At 61.3% G+C, this 19,861-nt stretch carries 17 protein-coding genes; 11 read left to right on the top strand and 6 right to left on the bottom strand.

What is annotated here, in order from left to right; translation table 11 throughout:
* Positions 1-30 precede the first annotated feature (30 nt).
* Positions 31-2,451, bottom strand: a complete 2,421-nt coding sequence (locus AC0IYH_RS01595; protein ID WP_471832785.1) for a TonB-dependent receptor plug domain-containing protein — start codon at positions 2,449-2,451, stop codon at positions 31-33.
* 258 nt (positions 2,452-2,709) lie between these two features.
* Here AC0IYH_RS01595 and AC0IYH_RS01590 point away from each other — a divergent pair, with 258 nt between their 5' ends.
* The 8 genes from AC0IYH_RS01590 to AC0IYH_RS01555 all read left to right on the top strand — a co-directional run bounded on the left by AC0IYH_RS01590 (position 2,710) and on the right by AC0IYH_RS01555 (position 12,140).
* Positions 2,710-4,527, top strand: a complete 1,818-nt coding sequence (locus tag AC0IYH_RS01590) for an ABC transporter ATP-binding protein (protein WP_471832784.1) — start codon at positions 2,710-2,712, stop codon at positions 4,525-4,527.
* A 215-nt stretch (positions 4,528-4,742) separates the two neighbouring features.
* The gene (locus AC0IYH_RS01585; protein WP_471832783.1) at positions 4,743-5,690 is read left to right on the top strand and encodes an AraC family transcriptional regulator; all 948 of its coding nucleotides are present in this window, start codon (positions 4,743-4,745) and stop codon (positions 5,688-5,690) included.
* A gap of 107 nt (positions 5,691-5,797) precedes the next feature.
* The gene (locus AC0IYH_RS01580; protein WP_471832782.1) at positions 5,798-7,174 is read left to right on the top strand and encodes an SRPBCC family protein; all 1,377 of its coding nucleotides are present in this window, start codon (positions 5,798-5,800) and stop codon (positions 7,172-7,174) included.
* A complete protein-coding gene (gene benB / locus AC0IYH_RS01575) occupies positions 7,171-7,659 on the top strand; it encodes a benzoate 1,2-dioxygenase small subunit (RefSeq protein ID WP_122772206.1) in 489 nt (162 codons plus the stop codon). Before AC0IYH_RS01580 ends, benB begins: the two co-directional genes overlap by 4 nt.
* 10 nt (positions 7,660-7,669) lie before the next feature.
* Positions 7,670-8,692, top strand: coding sequence for a benzoate 1,2-dioxygenase electron transfer component BenC (gene benC, locus AC0IYH_RS01570; RefSeq protein ID WP_471832781.1), 1,023 nt, complete (start codon positions 7,670-7,672; stop codon positions 8,690-8,692).
* 10 nt (positions 8,693-8,702) lie between these two features.
* Entirely contained in the window at positions 8,703-9,464 is a 762-nt protein-coding gene (locus AC0IYH_RS01565; protein WP_471832780.1) for a 1,6-dihydroxycyclohexa-2,4-diene-1-carboxylate dehydrogenase, read from the top strand.
* Between the two features lie 54 nt (positions 9,465-9,518).
* Positions 9,519-10,853: an MFS transporter gene (locus tag AC0IYH_RS01560; protein WP_471832779.1), complete on the top strand. Its 1,335-nt coding sequence runs from the start codon at positions 9,519-9,521 to the stop codon at positions 10,851-10,853.
* Positions 10,854-10,892: 39 nt separating this feature from the next.
* The gene (locus AC0IYH_RS01555) at positions 10,893-12,140 is read left to right on the top strand and encodes an OprD family porin (RefSeq protein WP_471832778.1); all 1,248 of its coding nucleotides are present in this window, start codon (positions 10,893-10,895) and stop codon (positions 12,138-12,140) included.
* Here the strand turns inward: AC0IYH_RS01555 and AC0IYH_RS01550 are convergent.
* Entirely contained in the window at positions 12,137-12,361 is a 225-nt protein-coding gene (locus AC0IYH_RS01550) for a DUF2790 domain-containing protein (protein WP_122772201.1), read from the bottom strand. The genes AC0IYH_RS01555 and AC0IYH_RS01550 overlap by 4 nt on opposite strands.
* Before the next feature lie 110 nt (positions 12,362-12,471).
* Here AC0IYH_RS01550 and AC0IYH_RS01545 point away from each other — a divergent pair, with 110 nt between their 5' ends.
* The 3 genes from AC0IYH_RS01545 to AC0IYH_RS01535 all read left to right on the top strand — a co-directional run bounded on the left by AC0IYH_RS01545 (position 12,472) and on the right by AC0IYH_RS01535 (position 15,613).
* Positions 12,472-13,383: a LysR family transcriptional regulator gene (locus AC0IYH_RS01545; protein WP_122772200.1), complete on the top strand. Its 912-nt coding sequence runs from the start codon at positions 12,472-12,474 to the stop codon at positions 13,381-13,383.
* 190 nt (positions 13,384-13,573) lie between these two features.
* Positions 13,574-14,557 (top strand): DUF1852 domain-containing protein, encoded by a 984-nt coding sequence (locus AC0IYH_RS01540; RefSeq protein ID WP_471832777.1) that lies wholly within the window; start codon positions 13,574-13,576, stop codon positions 14,555-14,557.
* A 27-nt stretch (positions 14,558-14,584) separates the two neighbouring features.
* Positions 14,585-15,613 carry a methionine synthase gene (locus tag AC0IYH_RS01535; RefSeq protein ID WP_471832776.1) on the top strand — a complete coding sequence of 343 codons (1,029 nt, stop codon included), beginning with the start codon at positions 14,585-14,587 and terminating at the stop codon, positions 15,611-15,613.
* Between the two features lie 195 nt (positions 15,614-15,808).
* Here AC0IYH_RS01535 and AC0IYH_RS01530 read toward each other — a convergent pair whose 3' ends face one another.
* The 4 genes from AC0IYH_RS01530 to AC0IYH_RS01515 all read right to left on the bottom strand — a co-directional run bounded on the left by AC0IYH_RS01530 (position 15,809) and on the right by AC0IYH_RS01515 (position 19,809).
* Positions 15,809-16,585: a carboxymuconolactone decarboxylase family protein gene (locus AC0IYH_RS01530; RefSeq protein WP_471832775.1), complete on the bottom strand. Its 777-nt coding sequence runs from the start codon at positions 16,583-16,585 to the stop codon at positions 15,809-15,811.
* On the bottom strand, positions 16,582-17,640 hold the full coding sequence (locus tag AC0IYH_RS01525; protein ID WP_471832774.1) for an NAD(P)-dependent alcohol dehydrogenase: 1,059 nt from the start codon (positions 17,638-17,640) through the stop codon (positions 16,582-16,584). The genes AC0IYH_RS01530 and AC0IYH_RS01525 overlap by 4 nt, the downstream gene beginning before the upstream one ends.
* Before the next feature lie 188 nt (positions 17,641-17,828).
* Positions 17,829-18,662, bottom strand: a complete 834-nt coding sequence (locus tag AC0IYH_RS01520; protein ID WP_471832773.1) for an SDR family oxidoreductase — start codon at positions 18,660-18,662, stop codon at positions 17,829-17,831.
* Between the two features lie 163 nt (positions 18,663-18,825).
* Positions 18,826-19,809 (bottom strand): aldo/keto reductase, encoded by a 984-nt coding sequence (locus tag AC0IYH_RS01515; RefSeq protein ID WP_471832772.1) that lies wholly within the window; start codon positions 19,807-19,809, stop codon positions 18,826-18,828.
* Positions 19,810-19,861: the final 52 nt, after the last annotated feature.

Raw genomic sequence — 19,861 nt, 5'->3', positions numbered from 1 at the left:
CAATGGGGTGCCCTCGTTTGGCGATGTGAATCAGAAGTCGTAGGCCAGCTTGGTGTACCAGTAGCCGCCGCCCGGGTAGAACGGCGGGTTGCCATACGGCGCCAGGCCCAGGTTGCTGTAGACGGCGTGCCGGTCGGGGCGCACGTCGAAGATGTTGGTGCCGCCGATGCTCACGGTGACGCTGTCGACGAAGGTGTAGCTGACGTCGAGGTCGGTGATCCATTTGGCGCCGAAGCTGCGATCCCCGGTGGGGTTGACCGCCAGGGTCTTGACCGCGCCGTAGCGGGCGGTTTGCAGGTTGACCGCGAGGTCGTCGAGCTTCCAGTTCGCGCCGAGGATCCACTTGGTCTTGGGCGACGCCTCGGTGAGGTCGCCTTCGCGGTCGCGGCCCACCAGGGTCACGCCGGAACCGGCCAGCGCCGCCGGGGTGTCGCGGGTGCCTTCGATGGTGGTCTTGTTCCAGTTGAAGCCCAGGCTCCAGCGCACGTCGCCCCAGGCATCCAGCGGCGTGGTGTGGTCGGCGACCACATCCAGGCCACGGGTGCGGGTGTCGAAGGCGTTGGTGTAATAGTTGACCCAGGTGCCGGTGGGCACCCCCTGGGCGGCGAGGATCGCGTTGACTGCGCCATTGCCCTGGTCGTAGATATTGCTGGTCAGGGCGATGCGGTCATCGATGTCGATCAGGTAGGCGTCGGCGGTGATGCTGGTGCGCGGCGCGGGTTGCCAGGTGAGGCCCAGGCCGAGGTTGCGCGACTTCTCCGGTTTCAGGTCGTCGCCACCCAGCGCCTTGGCCAGGTTGCTGCCCGACGGGGTCAGGCGGGTGACTGCCGGAACCACGTTGCCGTTGACGTCGGTGGCCACGCGGTTGTCCGCCACGGTGTAGCCGATCTGCGTCAGCGACGGCGCACGGAAACCAGTGCCAACGGTGCCGCGCACCGCCACGCTGTCGGTCAGCTCGTAGCGCGAGTTGACTTTGAGGCCGAAGGTGTTGCCCGAGTCATCGTCGTAATGTTCGACCCGCCCGGCCACATCCAGGAACCAGCGCTCGGTCAGGTCAAAGCCCAGGTCGAGGTAGCCGGCGTAGTTGTTGCGGATCAGGCTGACTTCATCTTCGGGGCGAATGGTCACCGCCGCCTGTGCGCCCGATGCCGCCGGGTAGGTGCCGGTGATGTAGGCCTCGGGGTCGCCGGCGAAGGTGCTGAAATGCTCCCAGCGATGCTCCAGGCCGGCGGATACCTGCACTGGCGAGGTCAGGTTGAACAGGCTGTCGTAGCGGCGGGTGAAGTCGAGGTTGTTGACCCACTGCTCGAAGCGGAAGGTGGCGAGGTTGTCGAATTTGGTCGGCGAGGCAGTGCCCAGCGACGGGTTGATATTCAGGTCGCTGGAGTGGTGCACATTGTTGCGCCCGTAGGTGGTGCTCAGGTCCCAGTTCCACTCGGCCACTTGGCCCTTGCCGCCAAACAGCAACTGGTAGTCGCGGTCCTTGATGTTGTTGAGCGGGTAGTAGCCGTCGGGGAATACCTCGGGCACTGCCGCGCGGCCGGTGGGCAGGCGGAAATAGTTGGCCGCTTCGGCGTCGCGCTCGCCGTAGGTGGAGAACGAATACAGGGTCAGGTCTTCCAGCGGCAACTCGGCGTTGTAGGCCAGGTTGAAGGCCTTGAGGTCGGGGTCACCGTTCTTGATTGCCACGCGGTCCCACGCGGCTTCCTTGGCCGGGTCATTGAAGGCGCGCACGCTGCTGTCGGCCTTGTCGTTCCAGGCGGCTTCGCCGCGTTTGCGCGCATCGGCGGAGAAGTGGAAAAAGCCGCCATCGCCAAGCTTGAAACCCTGGTCGCCGGCGACCTTGATGGTTTCGCCCTGGCCGGAATACAACTGGCCGTAGCTGGTCTCCAGGTGCCCGCCGTTGTTGGCGGACTTGAGGATGATATTGATCACCCCGGCCACCGCATCCGAGCCGTACTGGGCGGCGGCGCTGTCCTTGAGCACTTCGATATGGTCGACCGAGCTGACCGGGATCAGGTCGATGTCCACGGCATTCGCGCCGCTGTTGTCGATCGAGCCGCGCTGGCCGGTGGCGCCGTTGTGCCGGCGTTTGCCGTTGACCAGCACCAGGGTGTAGGCCGGGCCGAGGCTGCGGTTGCTCAGCGGGCGGGTCACCGAGTTGTAGCCTGCGATGTTGGTGCCGAAGTTGAAGGAGGGCAGCAGCTTGGCAATCGCCTCGGACAACTCGGCGCGGCCGGTCTTGAGCAACTGCTCGCTGTTGATCACATCAATCGGTGCCGGGCTGTCGGCGACGGTGCGCTCCTGGCCACGCAAACCGGTGGAGATCACCGTTACTGTGCCGAGCTTGGCGTCCTCGGCGAAGGCGGGCGCGGCCGCCAGCAGCAGCGAGCTGGTCAACAGCGACAGGTGGAATTTTTTCAGCGGGGCGGGGAGAGAAATATCTGGCATATCGAGAGAGATCCATGTCGGGGGTACGTCCTCCGCCAGGCATGGGGTCGGTCTGTGAAGTGAAGATATCTCTATAAAAAACTGCGGGGAAAGTCTTTTTTGGAATAAGCTAATTATCAGATATTGTTATTTTTCGATTTTATAAAATCATCTATTTTTATTATCTGCTGATGCGGCGCGTCGCCTCGCCGCTGGATGTGCGCAATGTCATCGCCTGTCATAATCCACCCGTCTCACCCCAGCCCCCACACGGAGTCCATGCCATTCATGCTGCTGTTCAATCGATTGAGCGCGTTTTCCATCCAGGCGCGCCGGGCACTGAAGCTGGTGTGGGGGACGTCGCGCCCGTTATTCATGGGCCTGCTGCTGGCCACCATCGTTGCCGGCCTGTTGCCGGCGCTGGCTGCCTGGATCGGCCAGCGTATCGTCGATGGCGTGGTGCACGCGATGCAGATTCATGCCGCGGGCAGCGAGGCGCCTGTATGGCCGGTGATGCAGTACGTGCTGGCCGAGGCGGGCGTGTTGGCGCTGTTGGCCGCCGCCCAGCGCGCGTTGTCAATGCAGCAATCGTTGCTGCGGGTGCAGTTGGGGGTGAAGGTCAACCTGATGATTCTGGAGAAAGCCCAGACCCTCTCACTCCTGCAATTTGAAGACGCCGAGTTCCACGACAAGCTGGTGCGCGTGCGCCAGGGCGCGTCGACCCGGCCGCTGAGCCTGGTCACCAAGGGCCTGGGCCTGGTGCAGAACCTGATCTCGCTGATCAGCTTTGCCGTGCTGTTAGTGCACTTTTCGCCGTGGGCGCTGGTGATTCTGGTGGTCGGCGCCTTACCGGTGTTCTTCGCCGAGACGCATTTTTCGGGCAATGCGTTTCGCCTGTTCCACCGGCGCGCGCCCGAGACGCGTCAGCAGAATTACCTGGAATCGCTGTTGTCCCACGAGACCCATGCCAAAGAGGTCAAGCTGTTCGGCCTGGCGCCGCTGTTCCTCAAGCGCTACCGCGACAACGCCCGGCGCTTGTACAGCGAAGACCGCCAGTTGACGGTGCGCCGCGATGCCTGGGGTTTTGCCCTGGGCTTGCTGGGCACCGCGGCGTTTTATGTGGCTTACGCCTGGGTGGTGCTGGACACCGTGCGCGGCCAGACCAGCCTGGGCCAGATGACCATGTACATCGTGCTGTTCAAGCAGGGGCAAAGCGCGATCACCGCCAGCCTCAGCGCGATTGCCGGCCTGTATGACGACAGCCTGTTTCTGTCGGACCTGTATGAGTACCTGCTAACCCCCGTGGTCGTGCCGAGTGGCCGGCTTACCCAGGGCGCGCGTCCCGGCGACGGCCTGCGCTGCGAGCACGTGGGGTTCAGTTACCCCGGCGCCGAGCGGCCGGCGTTGAGCGGCATCAACCTGCACCTGGCGCCGGGGCAAAGCCTGGCGCTGGTGGGCGAGAATGGCTCGGGCAAAACCAGCCTGATCAAATTGCTCACGCGCCTGTATATCCCGCACGAGGGGCGCATTCTGCTGGATGGCAGTGACCTGCAAGACTGGGATGAACAGACACTGCGCCAGCGCATCGGGGTGATTTTCCAGGATTACATCCGCTACCAGATGACCGTCGGCGAAAACCTTGGCGTGGGTGACGTCGATGCGCTGAACGACGAGGCGCGCTGGCGCACTGCCGCGACCCAGGGGGTGGCCGCCGAATTCATCGAGCGCCTGAGCAAGACCTACGGCACACCGCTAGGGCGCTGGCTGGGCGGCCAGGAGCTGTCGGGCGGGCAATGGCAGAAAGTCGCCTTGTCACGCGCGTATATGCGCCAGGAGGCGGACCTGCTGATTCTTGACGAGCCGACGGCAGCGCTGGACGCCGGCGCCGAGGCGGCGGTGTTCGAGCACTTTCGCGAACACGCCAAGGGCCGCATGACGTTGTTGATTTCCCACCGATTCTCCAGCGTGCGCAATGCCGACCACATCATCGTGCTGGACGGCGGGCGAATCCTGGAGGAGGGCAGCCATCACCAGCTGATGGCGGCGGGTGGGCGTTATGCCGAGTTGTTCGATGTTCAGGCGCGGGGGTATCGCTAGGTCCCCGAGCGCCCCTCCACTCCGGCCAAGCGTATTGTTTCAAAACTTTAGGTCGACATTGTCACCTCAAGCCCTGCGCGCCCCGACGCAGCGCTGAACCCTGGCGCACAACGCCCGACAATACCTCCAGGGTATCCCGCCAGACTTTATCCATATTGGACGCCCCCTTACCCAGGCGTCAGCCTGCGCCCAATAACTATAAAAGAGGCGCAACCATGACCGTGCTATTGAGTGAGCGCAGCCAGATTTTCCAGGGCGCCGATGCCTACGCGGTGTCGGACTACGTCAACCAGCATGTGGGCAGCCACTGCATTCGCCTGCCTCCCAAGGGGCGGCCCCGGGCGAGTATCAGCCACCGCACCTTTTCCAGCCTGGACCTGTGCCGCATCAGCTACGGCGCGCCAGTGCGGGTTACGTCGGTGGCGCTGGAGACCATCTATCACTTGCAGATTCTGCTCAGTGGCCACTGCCGCTCCAATTCCCGTGGTGAAGAACAGGTGTTGGGCGCGGGCGAGATCCTGCTGATCAACCCGGACGACCCGGTGGACCTGACCTATTCCGCCGACTGCGAGAAATTCATCATCAAGCTGCCGGTGCGCCTGCTGGAAAACGCCTGCCTGGAACAGCATTGGAGCCTGCCGCAGGTGGGCATCCGCTTTGCGACGGCCCGCCACGCACTCAGCGAAATGGGCGGCTTCCTGCCGTTGCTCGGGCTGATCTGCCATGAGGCGGAAAACGCGGCCGAGCCACACATGCAGGGCCTGTACGAACGCATCGTGGCCAACAAGCTGCTGGCCTTGCTGGGCAGCAATGTGTTGCGGGTGATCCCCCAGGCGGCCCACGGCGGCGGGTTTGAAGCGGTGCGCGAATTTATCCAGCAGCACCTGGGTGACGACATCAGCGTCGAGCAACTGATGGCGGTGGCCAAGGTCAGCGAGCGCTCGCTGTACAGCCTGTTTGAGCGCCAGGTGGGGCTGTCGCCGCGCGACTATGTGCGCCGCTGCAAGCTCGAACGGGTACACGCCCGCCTGCAACTGAGCAGCACGCGCAGCGTGACCGAGGTGGCGCTGGACCACGGCTTCATGCACCTAGGGCGGTTTTCCGAGGCCTATCGCAAACGCTTCGGCGAACTGCCGTCGCAGACCTGGAAGCGCCATCGTTAGGCGGCGTGCGCCTGGCGGATAGCGATGTGCAGGCAGCGGATATTGACGCGCAGCGCGAACACGTACGGTGAGGGCGCCTGATACAAGAACAACGGAGGGCCCGCCCCATGATCAGTACACTCGACCGACTCGCCTGCCAATTGCGCGAGTCCGTGCAGGAAGACCCCGCCAGCGGGGTGTTCCGCTGCCGCCGCGACATCTTTACCGACCCCGACCTGTTTGCCCTGGAGATGAAACACATCTTCGAAGGCGGCTGGATCTACCTGGCCCACGAAAGCCAGGTGCCCGAGATCAACGATTACTTCACCACCTGGATCGGCCGCCAGCCGGTGGTCATCACCCGTGACAAACACGCCGCGCTGCATGGCCTGGTCAACGCCTGCGCGCATCGCGGCGCCATGCTGTGCCGGCGCAAACAAGGCAACAAGGGCTCATTCACGTGCCCCTTCCATGGCTGGACGTTCAGCAACGCCGGCAAGCTGCTCAAGGTGAAGGACGCCAAGACCGGCGCCTACCCGGACAGCTTCGACTGCGACGGCTCCCATGACCTCAAGCGCCTGGCGCGCTTTGAAAACTATCGCGGTTTCCTGTTCGGCAGCCTCAGCGATGCGGTGCCGGAACTGCGCGATTACCTGGGCGAAACCCGCGTGATCATCGACCAGATGGTCGACCAGGCCCCCTTGGGCCTGGAGGTGCTGCGCGGCAGCTCATCCTATGTCTATGACGGCAACTGGAAACTGCAAATCGAAAACGGCGCCGACGGTTACCATGTCAGCTCCGTGCACTGGAACTACTCGGCGACCATTGGCCGGCGCAACTATGAGGCCGAAGGCACGCGCACCGTCGACGCCAATGGCTGGTCGAAAAGCCTGGGCGGCGTCTACGCCTTCGACCACGGGCACATCCTGCTGTGGACGCGCCTGCTCAACCCCGAAGTGCGCCCGGTGCACGCCCACCGCGAGGCCTTGGCCGAACGCCTGGGCCAGGCGCGCGCCGACTTTATCGTCGACCAGACCCGCAACCTCTGCCTTTATCCCAATGTGTACCTGATGGACCAGTTCTCCACCCAGATCCGCGTGGTGCGCCCCCTCGCCGTGGACAAAACCGAAGTGACGATCTATTGCATGGCGCCCATCGGCGAAAGCGCCCAGGAGCGCGCGACGCGGATTCGCCAGTACGAAGACTTCTTCAACGTCAGCGGCATGGGCACTCCGGATGACCTCGAGGAATTCCGTGCCTGCCAGACCGGTTACCAGGGCGCAAGCACCCTGTGGAATGACCTCAGCCGTGGCGCCAAACAGTGGGTCGAAGGCGCGGACGAAAATGCCCTGGCCATGGGCATGCACCCGCAGCTCAGCGGGGTCAAGACCGAGGACGAGGGCTTGTTCGTGCGCCAGCACGCGCACTGGGCCCAGAGCCTGCAGCGTGCAATCGAGCGCGAACAGCAAGGGCTGATTGCCAGCGACCGCGAGGTGCAGCCATGAGCCTTGCCCGTGACCACCTGCTGGACTTTCTCTACCGCGAAGCGCGCCTGCTCGACGACCGCCAATGGGATGACTGGCTGGCCTGCTATTCGCCCAGGGCCGAGTTCTGGATGCCCGCCTGGGACGATCACGACACGCTCACCGAAGACCCGCAGCGGGAAATCTCGTTGATCTACTACCCCAACCGTGACGGCCTCGAAGACCGCATCTTTCGCATCAAGACCGAGCGCTCCAGCGCCAGCACGCCCGAGCCGCGCACCGTGCACATGCTGTGCAACCTCGAAGTGCTGGCCGACGACGGCGCACAGGTGGACCTGCGTTTCAACTGGCACACCCTCAGCCACCGCTACAAAACCACCGACAGTTATTTCGGGACCTCCTTCTATCGCCTCGACATCCGTGCCGAACAGCCGCTGATCACGCGCAAGAAGGTGGTGCTGAAAAACGACTACATCCACCAGGTCATCGACATCTACCACATCTGAGGACACCGCCATGACGTATGCCATCGCCCTGAACTTCGAGGATGGGGTGACCCGCTTCATCGACTGCAAGGTGGGTGAAAAGGTGCTCGACGCCGCCTTCCGCCAACGCATCAACCTGCCCATGGACTGCTCGGACGGTGTGTGCGGCACCTGCAAATGCCGCTGTGAAACCGGCGCCTACGACTTGGGCGACGACTATATCGACGACGCCCTGAGCGCCGACGAAGCCCAGGAGCGACAGGTGCTGACCTGCCAGATGGTGCCGCAGTCCGACTGCGTGATCGCCGTGCCGGTGCCGTCCAGCGCCTGCAAGACCGGCACCACGCAGTTCGCCGCCACGCTGGCGAGCATCACCCGCCACGCCGATGCTGCGCTGGAGGTAAGTTTCGAACTGGACCAGGCGCCGGTGTTCCTGCCCGGCCAGTACGTGAATATCGGCGTGCCCGACAGCGGGCAGACACGCGCTTACTCCTTCAGCAGTTGCCCGGGCGACACGCGCGCCAGCTTCCTGATCAAGCACGTGCCCGGCGGGTTGATGAGCAGCTGGCTGGAGCGCGCCCAGCCCGGCGACAGCGTGGCGATTACCGGGCCACTGGGGAGTTTCTACCTGCGTGATGTGGCGCGGCCGCTGCTGTTACTGGCCGGCGGTACTGGCCTCGCGCCGTTTCTGTCGATGCTTGAAGTGCTCGCGCAGCGCCAGGAAACCCGGCCGATCCGCTTGATCTACGGCGTAACGCGCGATCAGGACCTGGTGATGGTCGAGGCGTTGCAAGCGTTCATTGCGCGCTTGCCCGGCTTCAGTCTGGTGACCTGCGTGGCGGATCCGCACACCACGCACCCGCGCCAGGGTTACGTCACCCAGCACATGGCCGGCGAAGCCCTGAACGGCGGCGATGTCGACGTGTACCTGTGCGGCCCACCGCCGATGGTCGATGCGGTTCGCCAGCACTTCCAGCAGCAGGGCGTGACCCCGGCCAGCTTCCATTACGAGAAATTCACCGCTAACGCCGTCGCCACGTGCGATGCCGCCTGAGGACTGCCGCATGACTCAACGGTTTAACAACAAGGTCGCGCTGGTCACCGGCGCCGCCCAAGGGATCGGCCGGCGCGTCGCCGAGCGCTTGCTGGAGGAGGGCGCTTGGCTGGTCGCGGTGGATCGCTCCGAGCTTGTGCATGAATTGCAGCATGAGCGAGCGCTGCTGCTGACCGCCGACCTGGAACAATACAGCGAGTGCGCACGGGTGATGGCCGCCGCCACGGCGCGTTTCGGGCGCATCGATGTGCTGGTCAATAACGTTGGCGGGACCATTTGGGCCAAGCCTTTCGAGCATTACGCCGAGGCGCAAATCGAGGCCGAAATACGCCGCTCGCTGTTCCCCACGCTGTGGTGCTGCCATTGCGTGCTGCCCTACATGCTGGAGCAGGGCGCGGGCGCCATCGTCAACGTATCTTCCGTGGCCACGCGTGGGGTCAATCGCGTGCCGTATGGCGCGGCCAAGGGCGGCGTGAACGCGCTGACGGCCTGCCTGGCCCTGGAGGCGGCCGGCAGTGGAATTCGCGTCAACGCCACCGCGCCCGGCGGCACCGAGGCACCGCCACGGCGCATCCCGCGCAACAGCCAGCCGCAGAGCGAGCAGGAGCGCGTGTGGTACCAGCAGATCGTCGACCAGACCCTCGACAGCAGCCCGATGAAACGCTACGGCAGCATCGACGAACAAGCCGGCGCGATTTTGTTCCTGGCCAGCGACGAGGCTTCCTACATCACCGGCGTGACCTTGCCGGTGGGCGGCGGCGACCTCGGCTAAGGCTTTTCCTACCAGCTGACACTGACTCACAACAACAATAAAGAGAGCACTGCCATGCGTACCCATGATGTCCATTCGATTATCGATAATGCCCCGTTCAACCGCTTCCACTGGTTGATCGTGAGCCTGTGTGCCGTGCTGTTGATCTTTGACGGCTATGACTTGTTTATCTACGGCGTGGTCCTGCCGTCGATCATGCGCGAGTGGGGGCTGACGCCTTTGCAGGCTGGCGCCCTGGGCAGCTACGCGCTGTTCGGCATGATGTTCGGCGCGCTGATTTTCGGCACCCTGGCGGACCGATTCGGGCGCAAGAAAGGCATCGTGTTCTGTTTCACCCTGTTCAGTGTCGCCACCGTGGTCAATGGCTTTGCCAGCAGCCCGACCGAGTTCGGTATCTGCCGTTTTATTGCCGGGCTCGGCTGCGGCGGGTTGATGCCCAACGCGGCGGCGCTGATCAACGAATATGCGCCGAAGAAATTTCGCAGCACCTTGATGGCCTTCATGTTCAGCGGCTATTCCCTGGGCGGCATGCTCGCCGCCAGCGTGGGGATTTTCATGCTGCCGGCCTATGGTTGGCAGTCGATGTTTTTTGTCGCGGTGATCCCGCTGCTGCTGTTGCCGCTGATTGTGTACTGGCTGCCTGAATCCATCGGCTTTCTGATCCGTCAGGGCCAACTGGACAAGGCCCGCGTGCTGCTTAATCGGTTGTCGCCGGGCACCAGGATCGAGGCCGAGGATGCGCTGGTGATCGCCGACAGCAAAGGCAAGGGCGCCTCGGTGGTGGAGCTGTTCCGCGATGGCCTGGCGGTGCGTACGGCGATGATCTGGACCGCGTTTTTCTGCTGCCTGCTGATGGTCTATGCATTGAGTTCGTGGCTGCCCAAGCTGATGGCCGGCGCCGGTTACAGCCTGGGGTCGAGCCTGTCGTTCCTGATCGCGCTGAACCTGGGCGGTATGGCCGGGGCGCTGCTCGGTGGGCGTTTGGGCGACCGCCTGAACCTGGTGAAAGTGGTGATTTGCTTCTTCCTGGCCGCCGTGGTCTCGATCAGCCTGCTGGGCATCAACAGCCCGATGCCGGTTCTGTACCTGCTGATCTTCGTCGCGGGCGCCACCACCATTGGTACGCAAATCCTGCTGTACGCGGGGGCGGCGCAGCTCTACGGCTTGTCGATTCGCGCCACGGGCCTGGGCTGGGCCTCCGGCATCGGCCGCAACGGCGCGATTGTCGGCCCGCTGTTGGGCGGCGCGCTGATGGCGATCGAACTGCCCCTGCAACTGAATTTCATGGCCTTTGCCATCCCCGGTGCGATTGCGGCGCTGGCGATGACGGTATTTGCCCTGAATGAACGCCGCACCCGTATTGCCTTGCCCGCCGCCCCGGCGCTGTGAGCGCCAAACCGTCGATAACAATAATTAAAGAGCAACGACATGAACACACAACGTATCTGGCTCGCCCTGATGGGCGTGCCCCTTGCGGCGACGGCTGACGAGGGCGGTTTTTTCAAGGATTCCACGGCGACCTTGCAGGCGCGCAACTACTACTTCAGCCGTGATTTTTCCGACATCGTCGGTGCCAATCAGCAATCCAGGGCCGAGGAGTGGGGCCAGGGGTTTATCCTGACCTACAAATCCGGCTACACCCCAGGCCCGGTGGGTTTTGGCCTGGATGCGCTGGGCACCCTGGGGATCAAGCTCGACAGCAGCCCGGACCGGGTCAATACCGGCTTGCTGCCGGTGCAGGACGATGGCCGCGCTGCCGACGACTACAGCCGCCTGGGCCTGACCTTCAAGGCGCGGATTTCCAGGACCGAACTGAAAGCCGGCGAACTGCAGCCCAACCTGCCGGTATTGGCCTTCAGCGATATCCGCCTGCTGCCGCCCAGTTACCAGGGCGTGAGTGTCAGCTCCAGCGAGTTCGATGGCCTCACGCTGCAGGCCGGGCACCTGACCTCGACCAGCCTGCGCAATGAGGCCGGCGACGGCAAGATGCTCGCCATGCTCGGCCATGTGCCGCAACGCGGGGCCGAGAGTGACGCCTTCAACTTTGTCGGCGGCGACTATGCCTTCAACGACAAACGCACCAGCGTCAGCCTCTGGCAGGGCCAATTGCAGGACATCTACGCCCAGGCCTTTGTCGGCCTCAAGCACAGCCAGCCGGCAGGCGCGTGGATACTCGGCGCCAACCTGGGTTATTACGATGCACGGGAGGACGGCGACCGACTGCTCGGCAATATCGACAACCAGGCGTTTTTCTCATTGCTGTCGGCCAAGCGCGGCGGCCACACCTTCTACGTCGGCTATCAGGCGATGTACGGCGACAGCGCCTTCCCACGGGTATTTGCCAACATCACGCCGCTGGGCAACGAGGTGCCCACCTATGAGTTCGCCTACACCGACGAACGCTCCTGGCAAGTGCGCCACGACTACGACTTCACGGCGTTGGGCATTCCCGGGCTGACCACCACCGTGCGCTATATCAGCGGCAACAACGTGACCACCGGCGCCGGCTTCGAGGGCAAGGACCGCGAGCGCGACCTCGATATCGGCTACGCCGTGCAAAGTGGTGTGTTGAGCGGCCTGGGTATCCGGCTGCGCAATGTGATGGCGCGCTCCAATTACCGCAGCGATGTCGACGAGAACCGCCTGATCCTCAGTTACACCTGGAAGCTGCTTTAAACGCCGCCCTGGCAGGTGCCCATGACGCTGTAGTTGACCGTGTGCGTGACACCCTGGCTGTCGAGATACACCAGGTTGGCTGGTTCCACCTGGCAACTGCCGGGCACCGGCGTGCTGGACAGGATGCGCTGGATATCCAGCACCGGGCTGTCATCGCCACCGCCGGCAAACGCGCCGGTGGCGGTAAACAGCAGCGCAAGGCTGAGCAATCGAATGTGCATGGTGTGACCCTCCGTCAGTAGGCTCCAGTGTAGTGGCCGGCGCGCCGGGTTAAAGCCGGAAAGCGGTAAATGACTCGTACGTATCACGTAGCAATCAAGGAACAATGCCGATGGACCTGCTTAACGGAATGCGGGTGTTTGCCCAGGTTGTCGACAGCGGCAGTTTTGTTGCGGCGGCGGACGTGTTGAAGCTGTCCGGCGCGCAGGTCTCGCGGCTGGTCGCCGAACTGGAACAACACCTGCAAACGCGCCTGCTGCAACGCACCACCCGGCGCTTGCACCTCACCGAAACCGGGGAACGGTTTCTACTGCGCTGCCGCGGCATCCTTGACGATGTGCGGGACGCGAGTGCCGAAGCCAGCGGGGCTCACCTCAGCCCGCGCGGGCGTCTGCGGGTGCACTGCATGAGCGGGCTGGGCGTACTCATTACCCCGCTGATCGCGCGCTACTGCGAGCGCTACCCGCAAGTGTCGGTGGAACTGAGCCTTGCCCAGCACAACCCCGACCCCCTTGAAGAAGGGCATGACGTGGTGATTTCCATCGCCCACGCGTTGCCGGATTCGGCGCTGGTCAGCCAGACGATCGGCCAACTCTTCAGCGTGCCTTGCGCATCGCCAGGCTACCTGGCAAGGCACGGCGTGCCCGAACACCCACAGCAGTTGTTGCAACACCGACGCTTGCATCTGCAGGACTTTCAGGAGGATGAGTGGCTGTTCCATGACGAGGCAGGCGACATTGTGATTGCGCCGGGCAGCACCTTTCGCACCAACGTCGCCGACGCCATGGTGAAGGCGACACAGGAAGGCATGGGCATCAGCCTGTTGCCGTTTTTCAGCGCGCACCCGGCGCTGCAGGACGGTTCGCTGGTGCGCTTGCTGCCGGGCTACCGCCTGCGCGAGCGCAATATCTTTGCGGTGTACCCGTCGCGGCGATTCCTGGATGCCAAGGTGCGGACCTGGGTGGAGTGCCTGCGCGAGCAGTTGCCGGCGTTGTTGAACCAGCAGATTGGGGCAGGGCGTTAGCGAGTTCACACGAAACTACATCATGAAGAGGGCTAACGATTTGGTGAAATCAATTCATTGTCGCTCAATCAATAGCTCAGCTTAAACTACGTCTTAATCACAGAGCATATAAATGCTATCGATGAAAAGAAGCCTGAATAAATAATCAGCCACTTCAGGTTTATCGCAGTAGTCAGGGCGCCAAAGCACAATGAATAACGAATTTGCATTTACTCTCAAAAGCATTAGTTTCGACGAAAACTATCACCCTTCCGAAAATACGCGCATCACCACCAACTTTGCCAATTTGGCCAGGGGCGAGAGCCGCCAGGAGAATTTGCGCAATACCTTAAGGATGATTGATAACCGGTTCAACGCCTTGGCGCATTGGGATAACCCTAAAGGTGATCGCTACGCGGTCGAGCTTGAAATTATTTCCGTTGAGATGGACCTGAGTGCTGAAGGCAGCGGCAATGCCATTCCCCTGATTGAAATATTGAAAACCAATATCGTCGATCGGCAAACCAACGAACGCTTTGAAGGTATGGTCGGCAATAATTTTTCTTCTTATGTGCGCGATTATGATTTCAGTGTGCTGTTGTTGGGGCACAACAAGGATCAGTCCGGGTTTAGCACGCCGGCCAGGTTTGGCGAGTTGCATGGCAAACTCTTCAAGAGTTTCGTGAACTCCAGCGCTTACAAAAATAACTTCAATAAACCTCCGGTCATTTGCCTGAGTGTTTCCAGTAGCAGGACTTATCACCGGACCGAAAACCAGCATCCGGTATTGGGCATTGAATACCAGCAGGATGAATACTCCTTGACCGACGAGTATTTCAGCAAAATGGGCTTGAAGGTTCGCTATTTCATGCCTGCCAACAGTGTTGCACCGTTGGCCTTTTATTTTGCCGGTGACTTGCTGAACGATTACACGAATTTTGAGCTGATCAGCACCATCAGTACGATGGACACGTTCCAGAAAATCTACCGACCCGAGATCTACAATGCGAATTCGGCGGCGGGGAAATCCTATCAGCCAAGCTTGAAGAACCAGGATTATTCACTGACGTTGATTGTTTATGATCGGGAAGAACGCAGCCGATTGGCGATTGAGCAGGGCATCTTTGTCGAAGAGAACTTTATCAAACCCTACCAGTCCGTTCTTGAACAGTGGTCGGCTAGTTACGCTCTTTGACGTCTTAAAAGTACAAGGTTATTGATCATGAAAAAATTATTACCCACTTCAACGGCCGGCAGCTTGCCAAAACCCTCCTGGCTGGCGCAGCCGGAGACACTGTGGTCACCCTGGAAGTTGCAAGATGAGGCGTTGATTGAAGGCAAGCAAGATGCCCTGCGTTTGGCGTTGCAAGAACAACAAAACGCCGGCATTGATATCGTCAGCGATGGTGAACAAACCCGCCAACACTTTGTGACGACGTTTATAGAACACCTTGACGGCGTTGATTTTGAGAAACGCGAGACCGTTAGAATTCGCGATCGTTATGATGCCAGCGTACCGACCGTCGTGGGGGCGGTAACGCGCCCAAAGCCCGTGTTTGTTGAAGACGCCAAGTTTTTACGTCAGCAAACCAACCAGCCAATAAAATGGGCACTGCCGGGCCCGATGACGATGATCGACACGCTGTACGACAGTCATTATAAAAGTCGCGAGAAGTTGGCCTGGGAGTTTGCCAAGATTCTCAACCAGGAAGCCCGAGAGCTGGAGGCGGCGGGCGTTGATATTATTCAATTCGATGAACCTGCCTTTAACGTGTTCTTTGATGAGGTGAATGAGTGGGGCGTTGCCACGCTGGAACGGGCCATCGAAGGGCTTAAATGTGAAACGGCTGTGCATATTTGCTACGGCTATGGCATCAAGGCCAATACGGATTGGAAAAAGACCCTGGGCTCAGAGTGGCGCCAATATGAAGCGGCGTTCCCCAAACTGCAAAAGTCCAGCATCGACATCGTTTCGCTGGAATGTCACAACTCGCATGTGCCCATGGACTTGATCGAACTGATTCGCGGCAAAAAAGTAATGGTCGGGGCGATTGATGTGGCCAGCCATGTTATTGAAACTCCCGAGGAAGTCGCCAATACCCTGCGCAAAGCCCTGCAGTTTGTCGATGCCGACAAACTCTATCCGTGCACCAACTGCGGCATGGCGCCGTTACCTCGTCGTGTCGCAAGAGGCAAACTCAATGCTTTAAGCGCGGGTGCAGATATCGTTCGACGAGAACTTTCGAACTAGCCCCATCAGTCAGGATCTACCACGCCACTCTCCAGTACTGCCATCGAGCCGGTGGGCTTCACGTGCCAGTCGTTTTCCTGACACATTCGACGTGCGTCTTTTGAGCACTTGGATGAACTAACGCTTGGCCTGAAAGCGGGTGAGTAATGGACAGGTCGCCTCGGCGGTTCACTGTCCATTCGTAGCTGTCTCGCGTTAGCCATTACTATGCGAAGCAAACACCTCTTTGAGTACCGGCACGGCCGACATCGCTTTTGGCCAACCGACGTAGAACGCCAGGTGGGTCACGACTTCCGCCGCTTGTTCGCGCGTCAGGCCACTGTCCATCGCGCGGTTGAGGTGAAAGGTCAGTTGCGCCGCCTGGTTCTGGCTGATCAACGCAGCAACGGTGATCAGGCTACGATCGCGTGGCGCAAGATCGGTGCGCAGCCAGAGGTCGCCAAACAATACGTCGTTGGTATAGCGCGCAAGATCCGGCGCGGTGGCGCCAACCGATGCTTGAACGAGCGCTCGGCGTTTGCCCTCGCTTGCCTCGTCCAGACTCAATGGTGCGGTCGGTGGCGGTGTGATCTGCTCGGGGTCCAGGCCGCGTTCGGCAAACACCTGTTTGGCCACACCCACCGCAGACATCGCGTTCGGCCAGCCGCTGTAAAACGCCAGGTGAGTGATCAGACCGGTGATCTCGCTGGGCTTGACGCCGTTATCCAGCGCCAATTTTATATGGCCGGTCATCTGTGCGGTCTGCCCGCTGGCGAGCAATGCCGCCAAGGTGACCAGGCTGCGGTCACGGGGCACCAGCGCCGGGCGCTTCCAGACTTCGCCAAACAGCAGATCGGTGGTGTAGGCATACAGTTGCGGCGTGACTTCAAGCACGTCGGGCGAGGGCTTCGGGTCAGGTTTTGATTGACCTTCTTCTGCGCTGATCAGCGCCGAGAAGAATACGCTGGCAAGGGTCGTGGCGATCAGTTTCATGGGTTTGACTCCGCCGAGAGCGACGCCATATCGATAACGAAGCGATAGCGCACATCGGCGCGTTCCATGCGCTCGAAGGCGTGGTTGATTTCGTCCATGCGAATCATCTCGCAGTCCGGCAGGATGTTTTTCTCGGCGCAAAAGTCGAGCATTTCCTGTGTCTCTGCGATTCCGCCGATAGGCGAACCGGCAATACGCCGGCGCCCCAGCAGCATTGGGACCGAGTTGTGTTCGGCCAGGGGCCCGACCTGGCCCACCAGTACCAGCGTACTGTCGACATCCAGCAGCGAAACGTAAGGGTCGACGCTGTGTTTGACCGGAATGGTGTCGATGATCAAGTCAAAGCTCGACTGTGCATTGGTCATTGCCTCGTTGTCGGTGGACAACAGGAAATGGTCGGCGCCCAGCGCCAATGCATCGGCTTTTTTGTCGGCTGAGCGGCTGAGAACCGTGACCTTTGCACCCATGCCATGCGCGAGTTTGACTGCCATGTGCCCGAGTCCGCCGAGGCCGATCACGCCAACCCGGCTGCCGGCAACGACGTTCCAGGTGCGCAGGGGAGAGTAGGTGGTGATGCCGGCGCACAGCAGCGGTGCGACTTTTGCCAGGTCCAGTGTCTGCGGCACGCGCAGCACGAACTCCTCGCGCACCACCAGGTTTTTCGAGTAGCCGCCGTAAGTGATTTCTTTGGTCACCCGGTCCTGACTGTTATAGGTGTTGGTGTTGCCTTCTCGACACAACTGCTCCTCACCCTTGCGACACTGATCACAGGTCATGCAGCTGTCGACCATGCAACCTACCGCAACCATGTCCCCGACTGCGTAGCGGGTAACGTCAGCGCCGACTGCGGTGACCCGGCCAACGATTTCGTGACCCGGTAAAGCCGGGTAGACCGTCCAGCCCCAGTCGTTGCGCGCGGTGTGCAGGTCTGAGTGGCAAACGCCACAGTAGAGCACCTCCATCGCCACATCGTTGGGGCGCAGAGCGCGACGGTTGAACACGAATGGCGCCATCGGCGATTCGGCGGACAGTGCGGCGTAACCTACGGTCTTCATTGATAGTCCTCAGTAAAAACAGGGGAGGGAGGAGCACGCGAGCAGGCTGTTTGCTGACAACCCTGGGCTCGCGAAGTAACGCACTATGCTAAGCAATCAGTCTGTTGTGATTAAGAGGGGTAAACGGGATGGAGTCATGAGTAGCCCTCACTAATGAGTGTTCCGCATGCTGGCGTGATTACGCGTAATCAGGGCGCCAAGTCACCAAACCAGTAAGACGCAGTCACCCCGCCATCCATGAGGAAATCGCTGCCGGTGATGAAGGTGCCTTCAGGCCCCATCAGCAGCGCCGCCACCGCGCCCACTTCGTCAGGTGTACCGCCACGCCCGGCGGGGCTCAACTCGATCATCCGGCGGTAGCCCTCACCGCGCGGGCCGCTCAGTTCATCCCGTGCCAGCGGCGTGAAGATGATGCCGGGGCTGATGGTATTCACGCGTGCGCCGCGTTTGCCCCAGCGCACGGCTTCTGCCATCACCCGCAATGAATTGCAGCGTTTGGAGATCTGGTAGGCATTGAGCGGATCGGTGACTTGATCGGGTTGCAGCATCGGCAGCGCCAGCAACTCTTCGACCGGCGTGGTCGCCAGCGCCTGGTTCTGCTCGGCACTCAGCGCGGGCAAACGGTGGCCGGACTGCGAGGCGATGATGATGCCGGAACCGCCCCTGGCGATGACCTCGCCGAACACCTCAAGTACCAGCGCGGTGCCGTAAAGGTCGACCCGAAGAATGGTCGCGACTGGCGCTTGAGAGGGCGAAACGCCCGCTGCGTTAATCACACCAGTGATCGCTCCGATAGCCGTGGCAGTCTGAGCCAGTGCCTCTACCGACTCGCGCGATGACACATCGACCGTCGCGGTGGTGACTTCGAAGCCTGCATCAAGCAAGACCTTGGCGGCGGCCTCTGCATTTTCCTGTCGCAGATCCGCCAGCACCACATGCTTGCCCGCGCTGACACGGCGTGCAATAGCTTGGCCGATGGAGCCGGCGCCGATCACAACAGTCACTTCTTGATGATTTTTCATGTCGAAACCTCCTGGGGGCGTTAACGCTGGATCAATCTGATTTGGGTACTGGCCATGGCGGGCAGTGCCTGCAGATACAGGTCCGTGGAGATCGACGCAAACGCCGTCAGGGGGCTGAGGATCGCTGGCGTCGACAGACTCTGGCGGTTGCCAGTGGGCTCAATCAGCGACCAACGTTTTTCTGCAGGTGTGCTGGGTAGCGGTCACCCACCACTTCAATCAGCTTGAGTGCGGATTCAATCGCTTGCAGATCGGCGGCACTCAACTCGATGGCGGCCGCGCCGTTGTTTTCTTCCAGGCGGCTGAGTTTTGTGGTGCCCGGAATTGGCACGATCCATGGCTTTTGAGCCAGCAGCCAGGCAATCGCGATTTGTGCGCGGGTCGCCTCTTTACCGCTGGCGATGCTGCCCAGTACCTCGACCAGTTGTGCGTTGGCCCTGCGGTTCTCTTCAGAAAAACGCGGCACCTGGTTACGGAAATCGTCTTTGTTGAACGTGGTGCTGGCATCGATGGCGCCGGTCAGGAACCCTTTGCCCAGCGGGCTGAACGGCACGAAGCCAATGCCCAGCTCTTCCAGCAGTGGCAGGATTTCTTTCTCTGGCTCACGCCACCACAGCGAATACTCGCTCTGCAGGGCTGCTAGCGGTTGTACGGCGTGGGCGCGGCGGATCGACTCGACCCCGGCTTCAGACATGCCGAAGTGTTTGACCTTGCCTTCGGCTATCAGCTCTTTGACCGTGCCGGCGACGTCCTCGATAGGCACGTTCGGGTCGATACGGTGTTGGTAGAAGAGGTCGATGCGGTCCGTCTTCAGGCGCTTGAGCGAAGCTTCGGCGACGGCGCGGATGTTTTCCGGGCGGCTGTCCATTCCGAGCGGTACTTCACCGTTCTTGAAACCGAACTTGGTGGCAATCACGACCTGGTCACGAAACGGCGCCAGGGCTTCGCCCAACAACGCTTCGTTGGTGAAAGGCCCGTACGCCTCTGCGCTGTCAAAGAAGGTTACGCCACGCTCAAAGGCGCCGCGCAGCAGTTGTATGGCGGCGGCTTTATCCATCGCGGGACCATAGACGAAGTTCAAGCCCATACAGCCCAAGCCGATGGCCGAAACTTCCAGTCCACTGTTGCCTAACAGGCGCTTTTGCATTCTATGTCTCCTTCGATAGGTTCAAACACACCTTATATTGCTGTGATATCCT

The organism is Pseudomonas sp. AC463, from assembly GCF_979253585.1.
This window is presented reverse-complemented; position numbering and strand designations above follow the sequence as displayed.